The 17,955-nt window shown below is 69.5% G+C and carries 14 protein-coding genes; 8 read left to right on the forward strand and 6 right to left on the reverse strand.

Translation table 11 applies throughout. The features are described 5' to 3' along the window. On the reverse strand, positions 1–1,348 hold a 1,348-nt coding region (locus tag E1218_RS28075; RefSeq protein ID WP_132325590.1), incomplete at its 3' end, for a ketol-acid reductoisomerase. 75 nt (positions 1,349–1,423) lie between these two features. Between E1218_RS28075 and ilvY the strand changes: the two genes are divergently transcribed. Continuing rightward, the gene (ilvY, locus tag E1218_RS28080) at positions 1,424–2,242 is read left to right on the forward strand and encodes an HTH-type transcriptional activator IlvY (protein ID WP_202866231.1); all 819 of its coding nucleotides are present in this window, start codon (positions 1,424–1,426) and stop codon (positions 2,240–2,242) included. A gap of 73 nt (positions 2,243–2,315) precedes the next feature. On the opposite strand, the gene E1218_RS28085 is transcribed toward ilvY, so the two are convergent. From E1218_RS28085 to E1218_RS28105, 5 genes are read right to left on the reverse strand one after another with little or no spacing between them, the layout of a single operon-like run. Continuing rightward, positions 2,316–3,407: a Gfo/Idh/MocA family protein gene (locus E1218_RS28085; protein ID WP_132325594.1), complete on the reverse strand. Its 1,092-nt coding sequence runs from the start codon at positions 3,405–3,407 to the stop codon at positions 2,316–2,318. Next, entirely contained in the window at positions 3,400–4,191 is a 792-nt protein-coding gene (locus E1218_RS28090) for a ThuA domain-containing protein (RefSeq protein WP_132325596.1), read from the reverse strand. The genes E1218_RS28085 and E1218_RS28090 overlap by 8 nt, the downstream gene beginning before the upstream one ends. A 20-nt stretch (positions 4,192–4,211) precedes the next feature. Next, entirely contained in the window at positions 4,212–5,027 is an 816-nt protein-coding gene (locus tag E1218_RS28095) for a carbohydrate ABC transporter permease (RefSeq protein WP_132325598.1), read from the reverse strand. Positions 5,028–5,038: 11 nt separating this feature from the next. Beyond that, positions 5,039–5,995 carry a carbohydrate ABC transporter permease gene (locus tag E1218_RS28100; RefSeq protein ID WP_132325600.1) on the reverse strand — a complete coding sequence of 319 codons (957 nt, stop codon included), beginning with the start codon at positions 5,993–5,995 and terminating at the stop codon, positions 5,039–5,041. A 5-nt stretch (positions 5,996–6,000) separates the two neighbouring features. Next, on the reverse strand, positions 6,001–7,239 hold the full coding sequence (locus E1218_RS28105; protein WP_132325602.1) for a sugar ABC transporter substrate-binding protein: 1,239 nt from the start codon (positions 7,237–7,239) through the stop codon (positions 6,001–6,003). Between the two features lie 222 nt (positions 7,240–7,461). Between E1218_RS28105 and E1218_RS28110 the strand changes: the two genes are divergently transcribed. The 7 genes from E1218_RS28110 (at position 7,462) to murQ (ending at position 17,879) form a co-directional block, all read left to right on the forward strand. Then, positions 7,462–8,475: a LacI family DNA-binding transcriptional regulator gene (locus E1218_RS28110; RefSeq protein WP_132325604.1), complete on the forward strand. Its 1,014-nt coding sequence runs from the start codon at positions 7,462–7,464 to the stop codon at positions 8,473–8,475. Positions 8,476–8,588: 113 nt separating this feature from the next. Next, positions 8,589–10,388: a glycoside hydrolase family 3 protein gene (locus tag E1218_RS28115; protein WP_132325606.1), complete on the forward strand. Its 1,800-nt coding sequence runs from the start codon at positions 8,589–8,591 to the stop codon at positions 10,386–10,388. Between the two features lie 2 nt (positions 10,389–10,390). Continuing rightward, on the forward strand, positions 10,391–12,934 hold the full coding sequence (locus E1218_RS28120) for a glycoside hydrolase family 3 N-terminal domain-containing protein (protein ID WP_233712516.1): 2,544 nt from the start codon (positions 10,391–10,393) through the stop codon (positions 12,932–12,934). Positions 12,935–12,957: 23 nt separating this feature from the next. Continuing rightward, the gene (locus tag E1218_RS28125) at positions 12,958–14,250 is read left to right on the forward strand and encodes an exo-beta-N-acetylmuramidase NamZ family protein (protein WP_132325608.1); all 1,293 of its coding nucleotides are present in this window, start codon (positions 12,958–12,960) and stop codon (positions 14,248–14,250) included. Beyond that, positions 14,247–15,983, forward strand: a complete 1,737-nt coding sequence (locus E1218_RS28130; RefSeq protein WP_233712515.1) for a serine hydrolase domain-containing protein — start codon at positions 14,247–14,249, stop codon at positions 15,981–15,983. The genes E1218_RS28125 and E1218_RS28130 overlap by 4 nt, the downstream gene beginning before the upstream one ends. 35 nt (positions 15,984–16,018) lie before the next feature. Continuing rightward, positions 16,019–16,906, forward strand: coding sequence for a MurR/RpiR family transcriptional regulator (locus E1218_RS28135; protein ID WP_132325610.1), 888 nt, complete (start codon positions 16,019–16,021; stop codon positions 16,904–16,906). Positions 16,907–16,985: 79 nt separating this feature from the next. Continuing rightward, positions 16,986–17,879 carry an N-acetylmuramic acid 6-phosphate etherase gene (murQ, locus tag E1218_RS28140; protein WP_132325612.1) on the forward strand — a complete coding sequence of 298 codons (894 nt, stop codon included), beginning with the start codon at positions 16,986–16,988 and terminating at the stop codon, positions 17,877–17,879. Positions 17,880–17,955: the final 76 nt, after the last annotated feature.

The following is a 17,955-nucleotide window of genomic DNA, read 5'->3' on the forward strand; positions in this document are numbered from 1 at the left end:
GGGGGAGGGCGATCTGCTCGTAGGCGGCCTGGAAGCGGGGGCCCCAGCGACGGGTGCCGAGGCGGGCGGTGCGGGAGCAGTTGTCGACCATGTAGGCGACGTCGCGGGCGTGCATGTACGGCAGCAGCGAGTCGACGGCCTCGATGATCGACTCGTTGACGATCTCCGACCACGGGTGGCCGCGGTCGGCGAACTCGTCGACCTGGGAGACCATGGTGGCCACGAACAGGCCCGCGGTGAGTGGGTCGATGACGGCCGCCGTCGTACCGCGGCGGGCGTGGACCTCGTCGCCGTACGACCACATCGGGCTGCCGCCGATCCGGGACATCGGCCGAGACGCGAGGCGGCTCTCGGCCAGGATGACGCTGCGCAGTTCGGTGCCGTCGGCAACTTCGTCGTAGATCTCGGCGACGATCTCGCGGGCCGGCCCGTAGCCGGCGGTGTAGGCGCGATCGAACAGTTCCCGGCCGTCGTCGGTCAGCGCGGCGCGAACGGCGGGCAGACCGGCCTCGGAGATCGTCCGCGCGATCGGCCCGGTGATCGATTCGGTGGAGCGCTCGTACGCAGTCACCGGATCGGCTCCCTCGAGCCGGAAGTGGCGATAAAGCGCCTCGACCAGGCCGTGGACCGCGCCGAGCAGGATGGCGCGTTCGCCGACGATGTCGGACTTGTACTCGTTCTCCAGCGTGGTGGCGAAGGTGTACGGCGAACCCAGCCCGACCGACCAAGCCAGCGCGCGGTCCGTCGCATGACCGTCCGGATCGGCGTGTACGGCGATACTCGCGTTGATCCCGGCTCCGTTCACGGTCGCACCCTGCTCGTACAGCCGCCGTACTGAATCGCCCATGCCCTTGGGGCAGACCGCGATCACCGGGTGACCGGCCGGGAAGTCGCCGCCGATTGCCCTCAAATGACCCAGCAGGAACCCGTGGGAGAGACCGATCGTGGCGCCGGGCCGCAACACCTCGAAGATCTGCGTGTGATTGGCGGCCAGCGCGGCGTCGGCGATCAGCAGGATCACCAGATCGGAGGCCGCGGCCACCGTCAGCAGGTCGCCGAGCGTGCCATCCTCCTCGGTGAATCCGTGCTTGCGCGCGTCGTCCGCCGAGGCCGAGCCCGGACGCAGCCCGACGGACACGGTCACGTCGGTCCCGGCCAGCGAGTCGCGCAGGTTCTGGGCCTGGGCACGGCCCTGTGGTCCCCAGCCGATGACGCCGATCCGCCGTACGCCGTGCAGGGCCTCGGGCAGCAGCGGGAACAGGTCCCGCCCGCCGCGCAGGATGGTCTCCGTTCCGCCCGGAACGGTCATGGTCTCGGTACGGAAGACCGACGAGGTGAAGGTGCTCATGCCCTTCAGTGAAGGCCGTCTGGGAGCATTGCGGCAAGCGCAACATCTGCATCGCATCGTTGCAGGGAGCTGAAGATGGAGCATCGCGAGCTGAAGCTGTTCCTGCATCTCGCGCGCACGCTGAACTACGGGCGCACCAGCCTGGAGTGCCACGTCAGTGCGGCGACGCTGACCAGGACGATCCAGCGGCTGGAGGTACGGGCGGGGGCGCGCCTGCTCGACCGCGGTCCGCGCGGGGTCGTACTCACCCCGGAGGGCCGGCGTTTCACGTCGTACGCCGAACAGGCCCTGGCGTTGTGGGCGGACTACCACGCCGGTGACCGGGAGTCGGCCGACCTGACCGGCGAGCTGCGGATCTTCGCGACCGTGACGGCCTGCCAGGCGTTGCTGCCCGATCTGCTCGCGCCGCTGCGCGCGGCCCATCCGCAGATCCGCCTCGACGTCCGTACGGGCGACGCGGCGGCGGCACTGGCGAGACTCGACGAGGGCGAGGTCGACGCGGCAGTGGCCGGGATCCCTAAGCGGCTGCCGCAGACGCTGGTGACGCGCACCGTGGCTGAGACCGACCTCGTGCTCGTCACGGCCGGCGAGTCCACCGGCCCGTTCGTCGTGCCGGCCCGGGGCCTGGTGCGGGAAGCAGCCTTCCGGTGGTTCCGCCGCGGCGGCATCAAGCCCGTCATCGCAGCCGAGCCGGACGGGCACGAGGCGCTGCTCGCCTTGGTGGCGCTCGGGTGTGGCATCGGGATCGTGCCCCGCCTGGTGCTGGAGTCCTCGCCGGCCGCCGGCCGGCTGACCGAGCTGCCCGCCGACCTCGAGCCGTTGACGATCGGCCTCTGTGCCCGCCGGGCCGACCTCCGCCGGCCGCTGATCGCGGCGCTGTGGGGACTGACGTGAGTGCGCGCGGAGAGCCGCAACCCAGTGACATCTCCGCGCGCACTCGTTTCCGGGTTCCGGATCACCCGGAGCTTCAGGCCTCCAGGCCGACCACCTTGAGGACGTTGGGCCAAGCCTTGAGAGCAGCCTGCAGGGCGGGGTCCCGGACAGTCTCGAGCGTCTCCTCGTAGGCGGCCTCGAGAACGTCCGCGATGGTCACCGGCGAGCCGGTCGAGGCGGACCGTACGGCGGCCTCGACCATGGCGACGCTGACGACGTTGGCATGCACCTCGGACTGCGGGATCGTCGACGATCGGACCGCGTCGACGAACTCGACCAGCGAACCGGCGATCTCCTCCGGCTCGTCCAGGACCACGGCCGGCAACGCTTCGCCGGACGCGAGCTCGGCGACCGGTGCGCCGGCGCCGTCCCAGGTCGCCGTACCGCCGGACGCGCTCGCGCGCCAGCGGCCGTTCCAGGACGTCTCCAGACCGGGGGCGCACCAGCTGCCGGTGAAGGTGAACCGGGTGCCGTCGGCGAATCGGAAGATCGCGGACGCGGCCGCGTTGCCGTCGAACCAGCTCCAGTCCGGGTTGTACGACTCGCAGTACACCGACACCGGTTCGGAGCCGATCAGCTTGCGGGCCAGGTCGAACTGGTGGATCGCCATGTCGACGAGCAACGGTTCGGCCATCCGCTCGCGGAACCCGCTGAAGTGCGGAGCCTTGGAGAACTCGCACGACAGTGACCCGATCCGGCCGAGCCCGGCGAGCTGCCGGGCGAAGGCGTTGCCGGCCCGGAAGTAGCGCCTGGACTGCGACACCATCAGCAGCTTGCCGCTGACCTCGGCGGCGGCGACCATCACCAGGCACTCGCGCACGGTCTCGGCCAGCGGCTTCTCACAGAGCACGGGAAGCCCGCGCTGCAAGGCGTCCACGCTCACCGTGGGATGCGCGACCGGCACGGTCACGTCGATGACCGCGTCGGCCTCGACGCCCAGTTCCGCCAGCGACGCCGCCACCGGGACGTCGCCGTACCCGTGCTCGTCGGCAGCCGTCCGGGCCAGCGGTACGTCGAGATCGATCAGGCCGGCCAGGTCGACATCAGCATTGTCGGCAATCGTCCGGAGCCAGGCGCGACCCATCCCGCCGGCGCCGACCTGTAGGAGCCGGAGAGGTTCAGGCATCGGCACGCTCTTCGCCGGACGCGGCCTCGATCGGGCCGGTGTAGCCGTGACCGTTGAAGAAGTCCTCGGTCTCGTACCGCAGCAACGTCGGCGCCTTCCGCTCGGGCAGGTCGCTGTCGACCCAGGCGACGCCGTTCGCGATCACCTTACGGACGTCCTTGTGGTGGTACACCGGGTAGTCCTGGTCGCCCGGGGAGAAGTAGAAGATCTTCCCGTGGCCGCGGCGGAACGTGCAGCCGGAGCGGAACACCTCACCGCCGCTGAACGAGGAGACGAAGACCAGTTCGTCCGGCACCGGGATGTCGAAGAACTCGCCGTACATCTCCTGCTGCTCGATGATGATCGGGTGTGGGACACCCTGGGCGATCGGGTGCGTCGGGTTGACCGTCCAGACGAGCTCGCGGTCCCGCTCGCTGCGCCAGCGCAGCGTGCAGGAGGTGCCCATCAGCTTGCCGAAGATCTTCGACCAGTGCCCGGAGTGCAGGACGACGAGGCCCATCCCGGACAGCACGTGCCGGTAGACCCGCTCCACCACCGCGTCGTCGACCTCGCCGTGGGCCGCGTGCCCCCACCACACGAGTACGTCGGTCTGCGTCAGCACGTCCTCGGTCAGGCCGTGCTCCGGCTCGTCGAGGGTCGTCGTACTGACCGATGCCTCGGCGCCGAGGTTGTCGCTGATGCCGGCGGCGATGGTCGAGTGCATGCCGTCCGGGTAGATCTCGGCGACGTGCGGCTCGACCTGCTCGTGCCGGTTCTCGCCCCAGACGAGTACACGAATCGTCATATTCCAAAGCCTTTCGAGAGTTACTTGACGGCTCCGCCGATGGCGCCGGCGGCGATGTACTTCTGCGCGGCGACCAGCAGCACGATGGCCGGGATCGCCGAGAGGACCGCGGTCGCCATCACCGCGTTCCAGTTCTGCACCTGGGTGCCGAGGTACTGGTAGATCCCGAGCGTCACCGGTCGCACGCCGCCCTTGGTGGTCAGCGTGAGTGCGAACAGGAAGTCGCTCCAGGAAAACAGGAAACTGAACAGTCCCGCGGTGATCAGCGAGTTCTTGCTGATCGGCAGCACGATCGCCACGAACGCCCGGAACAGCCCGGCGCCGTCGACCCGCGCGGCCTCCACCAGCGACGGCGGCAGCGAGAGCATGAACGAGCGCAGGATCAGGATCGCGAACGGGATGCCGCTGCTGCAGTTGGCGACGATCAGGCCGGGGATCGAGTTCAGCAGCCCGAGCCGCTCGTAGGCCGTGTACAGCGCGTTGGCGATCACGATGCCCGGGATCATCTGCGAGATCAGGATCGCCAGCAGCCCGGCCGACACCCAACGGGACCGGAACTGCGAGAGCGCGTACGCGCACGGGGTGGCGATCGCCAGGCTGAGCACCACGGTCCCGGCCGCGATGATCATGCTGGTGACCAGGTTGTCGCCCTGCTCGCTGAGCGCCCGCCGGTAGCCGGCGAACGTCGGGTCGAGCGGCAGGAACCCGGCCGTCAGGGTGTTGCCGGACGGTTGCAGCGACGCGTTCACCATCCAGTAGACCGGGAACAACATCACGCACAGGACCAGTACGCCGATCACGGTGTGGACGCCGCGGCGGACAGTCGAGTCGGTCATCGTCGTACCTCCTACTCGTCGACGGCGCGGCGGGTGCTGCGCAGGTAGAAGATCGCGAACACGAACGAGATCGCGATCAGGATGTTGCTCAGCGCCGCGCCCTCGCCGAACTTGAAGTCGATGAACGACCGCTCGTACGACTGGGTCGCCAGCGTCTGGGTGGCGTTGGCCGGGCCGCCGCCGGTGAGGCCGAGGATGATGTCGAGCACCTTGATCGTGTAGACCACGCCGAGCATCAGCAGCACGCTCGCCACCGCCCGCAGGTTCGGCCAGGTGATGTACCAGAACGCCCGCCACCCGGTGGCGCCGTCCAGCTGCCCGGCCTCGTACAACTCGGCCGGGATCTCGGCCAGACCGGAGTACAGCAGGGTCACGTTGAACGGGATGCCGATCCAGATGTTCACGCCGATCACCGCGATCAGCGCGACCGACGGCGAGTTCAGCCAGGGCACCGGGTCGTCGATGACGCCGATCCCGGTCAGCGTCCGGTTCAGGATGCCGCTGTCCTGCTCGAGGATCGACCGCCAGGTCGCGCTGGACACGATCAGCGGCAGCAGCCACGGCAGCAGGAGCAGCGACCGCAGTACGCCGCCGAGCGGGAAGCGCCGGTGGAAGAACAGCGCGAGCCCGAGCCCGATGACGAACTGGAACGCGATCGACCCGACGGTGAACAGCGCCGTGTTCACCATCGCCTGGGAGAACAGGTTGTCGGTGACGACGGTGGTGTAGTTCCGCAGCCCGACCCAGGGCGCGTCCCCGGTGAAGAAGGTCCGCAGGCCGTAGTCCTGCAGGCTCATCAGCAGGTTCTTCACCACCGGGTAGCCGAACAGCGCGACCATCGCCAGCACGGCCGGCAGCACGAACAGGAGCTTGGTCAGGTCCTCACCCCGGTGGCGCCGGCCACGGGACCTGCGGGCAGGTTCCGGGCCGGACGCCTCCGTCGTACGCGTGAGCGTCGCATGGGCCATCGCGATCAGCCGCCGGAAGCCTGCTTGAAGGCGTCCTGGGCCGATGCCTTACCGGTCAGCGCCAGCTGGATCGCCTGGTAGATCACCTTGGCGGCCTCCGGCCACTTGTCACCCAGCTTGCCGGTCCGGGACCGGGCGGTCCTGACCTGCTCGGTGAAGACCTTCATCGACGGCACTTCCTGGACGTACTGGTCGAGCAGCGCGGTCTTGGTCGGTACGGTGAACCGGGCCTTCGCCCAGGCCAGCTCGTTCTCGTCCGAGTTCAGGCACTTCACGAAGTCGGCGGCCTTCTGCTGCTTGGCCTGGTCCTTGTTCAGCGGGACCGTCCAGGCCTCGCCACCGAGCGGCGCGACCGGTGTCTGGCCCTCCTTGTTCACCGGGAACTGGACGACCTCCCACTTGACGTTCGGGGTCTTCTGCAGTGAGGGGATCTGCCACGGGCCGTTGACCATCATCGCGGCCTTGCCGGCCACGAACTGGTCCTTCGCGTCGCCCTGGGTCCAGTTGATGACGCTCTTCGACGCCGAACCCGACTGCACCAGGTCGACCCACAGCTGCAGCGCCTCGGCCACCTGCGGGCTGGTCAGGTCGGTCTCGTCACCACCGTTGGTCCACATCGCCGGCAGGAACTGCCAGGCGCCCTCGTACGTCGCGTTGGCGTTGAAGGCGATGCCGTAGCGACCGGGCTTGGTCAGGGTCTTGGCCGCGGCCTTCAGCTCGTCCCACGTCTTCGGGGGCCGGACGCCGGCCTCCTGCAGCATCTGCGTGTTGTAGAACAGCGCGATCGTGTTCGTCACCGGCGCCAGTCCGTAGAGCTTGCCGTCGTACGACGTCGCGTCGACCATGCCCTGGATGACGCCGTCCCCACTCAAACCCAGATCGTTCAAGGGCGCCAGCGCACCGGTGGCGGCGATCTGCTGCACGTCCGGGTTGTCCAGCATCAGGACGTCGGGCAGCGTCTTCGAGGAAGCCTGCTGCAGCACCTTCTGGATCAAGGTGTCACCAGGCACCGTCTCCCGCTGGATGGTGACGCCGAGCTGGCTCGCACAGGAGTCGAGGCCCTTCTGGACCAGCGACTTGTCGGGGTCGTTGTTGTAGTAGTCCAGGATCGTGAGGCTCTTGACGGTGTCGCCGGACGAGGACGACGTGTCGTCACCGTCGCCGCCGTTGTCACCACAGGCGGCCAGCACGAGCGACAGGGTCGTCGCGCTCGCCAGCGCAGCGGTGATCCGCTTGCTGATCATGAGTTGCGCTCCTTCGGAGGGGATGGTCGGGGACCGCTGGGCACGCGCTGATCAAAGCGCTTAACCGCGGCCGCCGAAGAGTGCCGTTCACTTGTGGGCTGGTCGGTAAACCGCTTAACTGAGGTGTCCAAGGACTATGTTCCTTGGGTCACACCGGTGTCAAGAGTTCGGACCGGGGTTGGTGGCACGGGGACGGCAGCTGTTGAGAGGGGGTCGGGTTCGATGGTGAACATGCGGGACGTCGCGCACCGCGCGGGCGTGTCGATCGCGACCGTTTCCTTCGTGCTGAACGGCACCAAGCCGGTGACCGCGGCCACCCGGGCCCGGGTCGAGCAGTCGATGGCGGACCTCGGCTACCGGCGCAACGTGGTCGCCCGGGCGCTGGCCAGCCGGCGGACGCACATCATCGCGATGGCCTACCCGGCGCTGGAGCACAGGTTCGGGATGTCGACCGCGGAGTTCTTCACCAGCGCGGCCGAGGCGGCCCGCAAGGAGGACTACCACCTGGTGCTCTGGCCGGTCGGCAACGACGGGGTCGAGCTGCGGGAGCTGCTCGGGCAGGGGCTGGTCGACGGCGTCGTCCTGATGGAGGTCCAGCTCGACGACCCACGCGTCGGCATCCTGCGGCAGACCGGTACGCCGTTCGCGATGATCGGCCGGACGTCGGAGCTCGAGGGGCTGTCGCACGTGGACATCGACTTCGACGCGACGGTCGAGGAAGCCGTCAAGCATCTTCACGGGCTCGGCCACCGGCGGCTGGTGCTCGTCTCCGGCGACCTCGACGACCCGCGTTTCCACGCCTACGGCCCCTGGGTCCGCACCGAGGACGCGTATCGCCGGGTGACCGCGGAGTACGGGTTGGAGACCGTCGTACTGCCGTGTTCGGACACCACCCGGGCCGGCCAGGACGTGACGGAACGGCTGATCCGCGAGTACCCGGAGGCGACGGCGATCCTGGTGCTGAACGAGTACGCCGCGCTCGGTGTCGTCTCCGCGCTGAACCGGATGGGCCGCGCGGTGCCGGACGAGTTCTCCGTCCTGCCGTTGCTGATGGTGCCCGAGACCGCGGCGCTCACCGACCCCGAGCTCACGATGATGCGGACCCCCGGTCCCGAGCTCGGCCAGCTGGGCACCGAGGCGCTGATCCGCCAGCTGGAAGGCGCCGACCCGCTCCCGCCGCAGATGGTTCCGGCCAAGCTGCACCCCGGCGGCACCACGGCCGCGCCCCGCGCCTGAGCCTGACTACACAACGTCAGTTAGTGGTTTGCCCTTGACCCGCTGTGGCCGTGTGGGTAACTTTCGCGTCGCGGGGGCGCGCCTGTAATTCAATAACTTGTAGGGGGTCTGTCATGTCCGCCTTGCGCCGAGTGAGTCTCGCCGGCCTTGCCCTCGCCACCGCCGTCTCCGGAGTGGGAGTCGGCACCGCTGCCGGCACTCCCCCGCCCGAACCGCCCGCCGCCGCCGCGGCCGCGCTCGGCCGGACGATCCAGCAGATGTCGCTGGAGGAGAAGGTCGGGCAGCTGCTCGTGCTGTTCGCCTACGGGCCGGACGCGCACAGGCCCGACGCCCGCAACACCACCCTGTACGGCGTCGCCACGCCGGCCGAGGTGGTGGCGAAGTACAAGCCGGGCGGCTGGATCTACTTCAACGCCCGCGGCAACGTGCAGAACCCGACCCAGGTGGCGACGTTCTCGAATCAGTTGCAGGCCGCCGCCACCAGCGTGGGCCAGCGAGTTCCGCTGGCGATCGCGACCGACCAGGAGCAGGGCGTCGTGGTGCGGATCGGACCGCCGGCCACTCAGTTCGGCGGGAACATGGCGCACGGCGCGACCCGGGACGCCGCGGACGCCCGGACCGCCGCCGGAATCACCGGCCGCGAGCTGAAGGCGATGGGTATCCAGCAGGACTTCGCCCCGGTCGCCGACGTGAACGTCAACGCGCTCAACCCGGTGATCGGCGTTCGCTCGTTCTCCAGTGACCCGCAGCTGGTCGCGGACATGACGGTCGCGCAGGTGCAGGGCTTCCAGCGCGACGCAGGCATCATCGCGACCGCCAAACACTTCCCCGGCCACGGTGACACCCGCGACGACAGCCACACCTCGCTGCCGACGATCAACCACACCCTCGAGGAGTGGAACACGATCGACGCGCCGCCGTTCAAGGCCGCGATCAAGGCCGGGATCGACTCGATCATGACCGCGCACATCGTGGTCCCGTCGCTCGACCCGTCCGGTGACCCGGCGACGCTGAGCAAGCCGATCCTGACCGGCGTGCTGCGCAAGCAGCTCGGCTTCAAGGGCGTGATCATCACCGACGGGCTGGAGATGGCCGCGGTCCGCCAGCAGTACGGCGACGCTGAGGCGGCGGTCCGGGCGATCGAGGCCGGTGTGGACCAGTTGCTGCTGCCTCCGGCGCCGGATGTGCAGTTCAACGCCGTCCTGGACGCCGTCCGGTCCGGCCGGATCAGCGAGAAGCGGATCGACGAGAGCGTGCGCCGCATCCTGTTGCTGAAGCTGAAGAACGGCATCCTGTCCGACCCGTACGTCGACCCCGCGAAGGTCTCCGCCACGGTCGGTACGCCGGAAAGCCTGGCGGCCGCGCAGGCGATCGTCGACAAGAGCGTCACGCTGGTCAAGAACACCACGAACACCGTGCCGCTGAGCGCGGACCCGCGGAAGATCCTGGTCACCGGCTGGGGCGTCAGCACGACGCAGTCGCTCGCCGGCAGCCTGGCCAGGCGCGGCGCCACCACCACGGTCGCGCAGACCGGAGCGGCGCCGTCCGACGCAGCTATCGCGGATGCTGTCGCGAAGGCCAAGCAGAACGACGTCACCGTCGTCCTCACGCAGAAGGCCTGGGACACCACCGTCACCGACAAGCAGGCCAAGCAGCAGAAGCTGGTGAAGGACCTGCTCGCCACCGGCGAACCCGTGATCGTGGTGGCCGTGCGCGACCCGTACGACATCGCCTACTTCGACGCCGCACCGACGTACCTGGCCACCTACGGCTACGCCGCGGTGTCGATGGAGTCACTGGCCAAGACGATCTACGGTGAGATCAAGCCGACCGGAAAGCTGCCCGTCGACATCCCGGTCGCCGGCCGGCCGGACACCGCCCTCTATCCCTTCGGCCACGGAATGACCTGGTGACCATGGAACTCACCCGACGACAGACACTCGGCCTCGCTGCGGCGGCAGTCGCCGGTACGACGATCGCCGGTACGACGACCGCACAGGCGGGCACCGACCGCTGGGTCCGCGAAACGCTCCGGCGGATGACGTTGGAGCAGAAGGTCGGCCAGCTGTTCGTCTGCTACGCCTACGGGGCGACGGCGGACACGGCCGATCCGCGCAACACCAGCCTGTACGGCGTGCCGACGCCGGCCGAGGTGGTCCGCAGGTTCCACCTCGGCGGCATCATCTACTTCGCCTGGACCGACTCGACCAAGGACCCGCAGCAGATCGCCCGGCTCTCCAACGGACTGCAGAGCGCGTCCATCGCGCGCACCGGGATCCCGCTGCAGATCAGCACCGACCAGGAGTACGGCGTGGTGTTCCGCGTCGGACCGCCGGCGACGCAGTTCCCGGGCGCGATGGCGCTGGGTGCCACCCGGTCCCCGCAGTACGCACGGCTCGCGGCCGGCATCGGTGGGAAGGAGTTGCGGGCGGTCGGCGTCACCACCGACTTCGCCCCGGTCGCCGACGTCAACGTGAACCCGCTGAACCCGGTGATCGGGGTCCGCTCGTTCTCGTCCGACCCGGGCCTGGTCGCCGACCTGACCGCCGAACAGGTGAAGGGGTACCAGCGCGACGGCCGGATCGTGTCGACCGCGAAGCACTTCCCCGGCCACGGTGACACCCGGGACGACAGCCACACCTCGCTGCCGACGATCAACCACACCGTCGAGGAGTGGAACACGATCGACGCGCCGCCGTTCCGGGCGGCGATCCGGGCCGGGATCGACTCGATCATGACCGCGCACATCGTGGTCCCGTCGCTCGACCCGTCCGGCGACCCGGCCACGTTGAGCCGGCCGATCCTGACCGGCATCCTGCGCGAGCGCCTGCGCTTCGACGGCGTGGTGGTCACCGACTCGCTCGGCATGCAGGGCGTCCGGGAGAAGTACGGCGACGCCGAGATCCCGCTGCGGGCGATCGAGGCGGGAGTCGACCAGCTGCTGATGCCGGCCAAGCCGGAACTGGCCTACAACTCGGTGCTCGACGCCGTCCGCGGCGGCCGGATCAGTGAGGCGCGGATCGACGAGAGCGTCGAGCGGATCCTGAAGCTCAAGGTGCGCACCGGTGTCGTCGACCATCCGTACGTCGACCTGAGCCGGGTCGCGCAGGTGGTCGGCACGCCGGCCAACTACGCCGCCGCGCAGCGGATCGCCGACCGCAGTACGACGCTGCTGAGGAACGACGACGGCCTGCTGCCGCTGTCGCCGGCACCGCGGAAGATCCTCGTCGCCGGATACACCCCGGCCGTCCTCGGGACCGCGTTGCGGGGCCGGGGTGCGACGACGATCGTCAAGGACACCGGCGCCGCGCCGACCGACGCCAAGATCGACGACGCGGTCGCGGCGTCTGCCGACGCCGACCTGACCGTGGTCCTCACGATGAAGGCCTGGGACACGATCGTCACCGACAAGCAGGCCAAGCAGCAGAAACTCGTCAACGCACTGCTGGCCACCGGCCGCCCGGTCGTCGTGGTCGCCGTCCGCGACCCGTACGACGTCGCGTACTTCCCGTCGGCGCAGACCACGCTGGCCACCTACGGGTACGCGGCGGTGTCGATGGAGGCGCTGTCGAAGGTCCTGTACGGCGAGCTCGCGCCGGCCGGGAAGCTGCCGGTCGCCATCCCGGCGCAGCCGGACCCGGCCCGGACGCTGTACCCGTTCGGGCACGGTCTCACCTTCGACCCGCGCGACACCCGGCTGACCGTTGCCGCGTACAACATTCATGCGGGTGCCGGGTCGGACAACGTGTTCGACCTCGAGCGGACCGCGCAGGCGCTGAAGGCGCTCGACGCCGACGTCATCGGACTCCAGGAGGTCGACGTCCACTGGTCGGCCCGCAGCGAGTGGCGGAACACGATCGCCGAGCTCGCGGAGAAGCTCGGCATGTACGCCGGTTTCGCGCCGATCTACGACCTGGATCCGCTCACGGCCGGACAACCACGCCGGCAGTACGGCGTCGGCGTACTGTCGCGGTTCCCGCTGGTGCGGACCGAGAACCACCCGATCACCCGGCTGTCCACCCAGGACCCGAACCCGGTGCCTGCGCCGGCCCCTGGGTTCCTGGAGGCCGAGATCGACGTCCGCGGCCGCCGGGTGCACGTGTACTCCACGCACCTGGACTACCGGGCGGATCCGTCGGTCCGGCAGGCGCAGGTCGCCGACACGATGGAGATCCTCGCGCGGGACCGCCGGAAGGACCTCCAGATCCTCGCCGGCGACTTCAATGCCGAGGCGGACGCCCCCGAACTGGCCGGGCTGTGGACCCGGCTGACCGACACCTGGACGGCGGCCGCCACCACGGCCGGCGGCCCGAACACCTATCCGGCGGTCGACCCGGTCAAACGGATCGACTTCGTCACCGTCGGCGCGGGTTTCCGCGTCCGGCACGCCTCCGTTCCCCCTGAGCAAGCGGCCAGTGACCACCGCCCCGTGGTGGCCGACCTGATGTTCCGCCCGTAACGCCCTGCCGAAGGAGATCTCTGATGAAGCGCCGCAGTTTGCTCGCGGGCGCCGGTGCCCTGGCCGCCGCCCCCATGATCGACGTCCAGGCGGCCCAGGCGGGTAGGCCGGGCCACCGAAGGACGATGACCGGGGCCGAGGTGCTGGCCGCCGACGACTGGCGCGCGCTGGCCGGCCAGAAGGTCGGCGTGATCAGCAACCCGACCGGGATCCTGCCCGATCTCCGGCACATCGTCGACGCGATGGCGGAGAAGGTCGACGGACAGCCCAAGGTCAACGTGGTCGCGGTCTTCGGCCCCGAGCACGGCTTCCGCGGCACTGCCCAAGCGGGCGGCTCCGAGCCGGATCAGATCGACCCACGCACGGGAATCATGGTGTACGACGCCCATGGCGCCAACGCGACCAAGTTCGCCTCGCTCTACGCCAGGTCCGGTGTCGAGACCGTGGTCTTCGACATCCAGGACGTCGGCGCCCGGTTCTACACCTACATCTGGACGATGTACGAGGCGATGATCGCGGCCACCCGCACCGGCGCGAAGTTCGTCGTCCTGGACCGGCCGAACCCGGTCGGCGGGTACGCCCGCGGCCCGATGCTCAAGCCCGGCTACACCTCCGGTGTCGGCAAGGAGGAGATCATCCAGCAGCACGGGATGACCGTGGGTGAGCTGGCCCAGCTGTTCAACGCCGAGTACCTGCCGCTCGACGCCGACGGCAAGCGGCTGAAGGAGCTCCAGGTCATCCAGTTGAAGAACTGGCGGCGTGAGCAGCTGTACGACGACACCGGCCTGACCTGGGTGATGCCCAGCCCGAACATGCCGACCCCGGACACCGCGCTGCTCTACCCCGGCACCTGCCTGTTCGAGGCGACCAACTTCTCCGAGGGACGCGGTACGACCCGGCCGTTCGAGCTGATCGGGGCGCCGTACATCGACTACAAGTGGGCCGAGGCGCTGCAGGCGAAGAACATCCCGGGCGTCGACTTCCGGGAGGCCTACTTCACGCCGTTCATCAGCAAGAACGCCAACGTGCTGTGTGGCGGCGTCCAGGTGCAGATCACCGACCCGCACAAGGTGGAGGCGATCACCGCCGCGACGCACATGATCGTGGAGGCCCGCCGGCTGTACCCGGAGTTCGCCTGGCGGACCGAGAACCCGCCCGGCCGGTGGATCGACCTGCTGACCGGGTCCGACCGGTTCCGCACCATGCTGACCGCGGGCGCTTCGGCCGAGGAGATCGTCGCGGCCTGGAAGCCCGAGACCGACGCGTGGACCGCGCGCCGGGCGAAGTACCTGCTGTACAAGGGAGCTCACCGGTGAGACGTTTCCTCGGAATCGCGGTAGTCTCCACCCTGATGCTCGCCATGACCACGCCCGCAGTTGCCAATGGCAACCGATCCGGCCGGTTCGACCACCCGTACGACGGCTACGCACCGAAGACGACGCTCTTGCGCGAATCCACCCCGGCCAAGGCCGGCCTCGACCCCTCCCCGATCACCGCCGCGCTGGCCCAGGTCGACGCCTGGACCAGGCCCAGCGGGCCGGCGAAACCCCTGTACGCCGGCGCGGTCACGCTGCTCGGCCACGACGGGAAGATCGTCACCAGGGCGGCGACCGGGATGGCGCTGAAGTACACAGTGAATTCAGCCGGCAACGGCGCTGAAGAACTGCCCGCCGACGAGCAGATCCCGATGCGCACCGACACCATCTTCGACCTGGCGTCGGTGTCCAAGCTGTTCACCTCGATCGTGGTGATGCAGCTGGTCGAGAAGGGCAAGGTCGGGCTGGACTCGCCGATCGCGCAGTACGTGCCGGAGTTCGCCCAGAACGGCAAGGAGGCGATCACGGTCCGGCAGGCGCTCACGCACACAACCGGGTTCCCGGCCTGGCTGCCGTTGTGGAGCACCGGCAAGGACCCGGCGGAGCGGTTGCAGCTGGCGCTGACCGCGAAGCTGCAGAACCCGCCGGGGACGAAGTACCTCTACAGCGACCTGAACCTGATCGCCCTGGGCGAGCTGGCGCACCGGGTGACCGGCAAGACACTGGACAAACTGGTTGCCGACGGCATCACCAAGCCGCTGCAGATGCGTGACACCGGGTACAACCCGGACCCGCGGAGGAAGTCGCGGATCGCTGCCACCGAGTTCCAGTCGACGCCGCCGCGCGGGATGGTCTGGGGTTCGGTGCACGACGAGAACGCCTGGTCGCTGGACGGGGTGGCCGGACACGCCGGGGTGTTCAGCACCGCCGACGACCTGGCGATCCTCGCCCAGACCTTCCTGAACGGCGGGAGCTACCGCGGCGCCCGGATCCTCAAGGAATCCTCGGTGACCGCGATGATCACCAACTTCACCGCCGCCTTCCCCGGCAACGACCACGGCCTCGGCTTCGAGCTGAACCAGCGCTGGTACATGAACGGCCTGTCCGGGCCGCGCACGGCCGGCCACACCGGGTACACCGGCACGTCGCTGGTGATCGACTTCGACTCCCGGTCGTTCGCGATCCTGCTGACCAACCGGGTGCACCCGAGCCGCAGCTGGGGCAGCAACAACCCGGCCCGGCGTGCGGTCGCCCAAGGTCTCGCGCTCGCGCTCGGCGTCGGCCCGCGGCACGGCAAGGACGCCTGGTTCTCCGGTACGACGGACGGCGCGACCACGACCCTGGACGCGAAGGTCGCCGTACCGGCCACCGGGGCGAAGCTGAAGTTCGACATGTTCGTGGACACCGAGGAGACCGACCGGCTGTACCTGGAGACCTCGGCCGACGGGACCACCTGGACCCAGGTGCCGTTCACCGTGCTGGACCGGGGATCCGTGATCGACACCGAGGGGACGATCAGCGGCTCCGGCGACCGGCACTGGCACCAGGGGTTCGCCGATCTCGCTCCCGGTGACCAGACGCTGCGGTGGCGTTACACGTCCGACGCGCTCTACCAGGGCCGCGGCGTGTACGTCGACGGTGTGAAGATCACGAGCAGGGATGGTGTACTTCTCGACGGTGAACGATCGCCAGAATCATTTGACGCCACGGGTTGGAGACTTTCGCGTCGGTGACACCACTGGGTGGTAAGTCGCCGTACCGTGCTGTCATGAACTCTGTTTCCTCTCCAGAACCCACGGGGCCGCTGCTGGTCCGGGTCCGCGCGGTGATGCCCGCGCTGGCACCGGCCGAGCAGCGGGTGGCGAACGCGGTCCTCGCGGACCCGGGCGGAGTGGCGGCGATGACGATCTCCGAACTGGCCGAGGTGGCGTCCACCTCGGAGACCACGGTCATCCGGTTCTGCAAGCAGATCGGCGTCCCCGGCTACCCGCAGCTCCGCCTGCAACTGGCGGCCCAGTCGGCGCAGGAGAGCGTCCGGCCCGAGGTCGGCGGGGACATCGAGCCCGGTGACTCGCTGGCGGACGTGGTCGGCAAGGTCGCGTTCGCCGACGAGCGGGCGGTCCGCGAGACCGCCCAGCAGGTCGACGTCGACAGTCTCGCCAAGGTGGTCGAGGCGGTCGTCAACGCTCCGCGGGTAGACCTTTACGGCTTCGGCGCGAGCGCCTTCGTGGCGCTCGACCTGCAGCAGAAGCTGCACCGGATCCGCCGGGTCGCGTTCGCCTGGTCCGACGTGCACGTGGCGCTGCCGAGCGCGGCCCTGCTCGGTGACGGCGACGTCGCGATCGGCATCTCCCACACCGGGACGACGGTCGAGGTCGTCGAGGCGCTCGAGGAGGCGGCCAAGCACGGCGCCACCACGGTTGCCGTGACCAACTTCCCGCGGTCCCCGCTGGCCCGGACGGCCGATCTGGTGCTGACCACGGCCGCGCGGGAGACGACGTACCGCTCCGGGGCGATGTCGTCCCGGATCGCGCAGCTGACGGTGATCGACTGCCTGTTCATCGGGGTCGCGCAGAAGGTGCTCCCGGACGCCCGGAAGGCGCTGGAGGAGACCGCTACGGCCGTCCGGGGCCACCGGCTCAAGGGTTCCGAGTAGGACTTGTGGCCGCGCCGCGGCGCTCCGTCAACGATCAACAGAATTGAAATTCCTTCAGTAGGAAACTAACATCGAGGCTGTGACCACGCCGACTGAGCAGCGCAACCCCAGGACGCTCGCCATCGATGCGGTGGGCACGACCGAGATCCTCCGGATGGTGAACGCCGAGGACGCCCGGGTCGCCGGCGCCGTCAGCGTCGTCATCCCCGACCTGGCCCGCGCCGTGGACGCCGCCGTCGAGGCGGTTCGCGGCGGCGGCCGGGTCCACTACTTCGGCGCGGGTACGTCCGGCCGTCTGGCCGTGCTGGACGCCGCCGAGCTGCTGCCGACGTTCCGCGCGCCGGAAGGCCTGGTGGTCGCCCACCACGCCGGTGGCATGGAGGCGCTGCTCCGCGCGGTCGAGAACGTCGAGGACTCCGAGGAGGGTGGCGCCCTCGACGCGGACGCGGTCACCGCCCAGGACCTCGTCATCGGCCTCGCGGCCTCCGGGAGCACGCCGTACGTCGCCGGCGCGCTGAAGGCGGCCCGCGCGGCCGGGGCGACCACCGTGCTGGTGACGTCCAACCCCAACGCCCCACTCGCACCGCTGGCCGACATCGTCATCGCCGCCGACACCGGGCCCGAGGTCATCGCCGGCTCCACCCGGCTCAAGGCCGGCACCGCGCAGAAGATGATCCTGAACGCGTTTTCCACCACGCTGATGATCAAGCTCGGCCGCACCTGGTCCAACCTGATGGTCGACCTCGTTGCCACCAACAAGAAACTCCGCGGGCGCATGCTCCGCATCCTGGCCGAAGCCACCGGCGCCGACCCGGAATCCTGCGAAGCCGCCCTCGCCGACGCCGACGGCGAGCTCAAGCCCGCGCTGGTGCACCTCCTCACAGGCTCGCCCGTCCCCGAAGCCCGAGCCGCGCTCGACGCCGCCCAGGGGCGGGTAGCCACCGCCCTCACCACCCTCGGCGCCCCGGCCTGATCCACCGCCCGAGGACACCCTCGGCGCCCCGGCCTGATCCACCGCCCTCACCACCCTCCGCGCCCCGGCCTGACCC

The sequence above is a fragment of the Kribbella turkmenica genome (assembly GCF_004348725.1).
Classification (GTDB): Bacteria; Actinomycetota; Actinomycetes; order Propionibacteriales; family Kribbellaceae; genus Kribbella; species Kribbella turkmenica.

Bases quoted from the DNA above. Each gene is read 5' to 3' on its own strand.
- E1218_RS28115 (WP_132325606.1), top strand. From the start codon at position 8,589: ATGTCCGCCTTGCGCCGAGTGAGTCTCGCCGGCCTTGCCCTCGCCACC.
- E1218_RS28085 (WP_132325594.1), bottom strand. From the start codon at position 3,407: ATGCCTGAACCTCTCCGGCTCCTACAGGTCGGCGCCGGCGGGATGGGT.
- E1218_RS28125 (WP_132325608.1), top strand. From the start codon at position 12,958: ATGAAGCGCCGCAGTTTGCTCGCGGGCGCCGGTGCCCTGGCCGCCGCC.
- E1218_RS28120 (WP_233712516.1), top strand. From the start codon at position 10,391: ATGGAACTCACCCGACGACAGACACTCGGCCTCGCTGCGGCGGCAGTC.
- E1218_RS28135 (WP_132325610.1), top strand. From the start codon at position 16,019: ATGAACTCTGTTTCCTCTCCAGAACCCACGGGGCCGCTGCTGGTCCGG.
- E1218_RS28095 (WP_132325598.1), bottom strand. From the start codon at position 5,027: ATGACCGACTCGACTGTCCGCCGCGGCGTCCACACCGTGATCGGCGTA.
- E1218_RS28110 (WP_132325604.1), top strand. From the start codon at position 7,462: ATGGTGAACATGCGGGACGTCGCGCACCGCGCGGGCGTGTCGATCGCG.
- E1218_RS28105 (WP_132325602.1), bottom strand. From the start codon at position 7,239: ATGATCAGCAAGCGGATCACCGCTGCGCTGGCGAGCGCGACGACCCTG.
- E1218_RS28100 (WP_132325600.1), bottom strand. From the start codon at position 5,995: ATGGCCCATGCGACGCTCACGCGTACGACGGAGGCGTCCGGCCCGGAA.
- ilvY (WP_202866231.1), top strand. From the start codon at position 1,424: ATGGAGCATCGCGAGCTGAAGCTGTTCCTGCATCTCGCGCGCACGCTG.
- E1218_RS28090 (WP_132325596.1), bottom strand. From the start codon at position 4,191: ATGACGATTCGTGTACTCGTCTGGGGCGAGAACCGGCACGAGCAGGTC.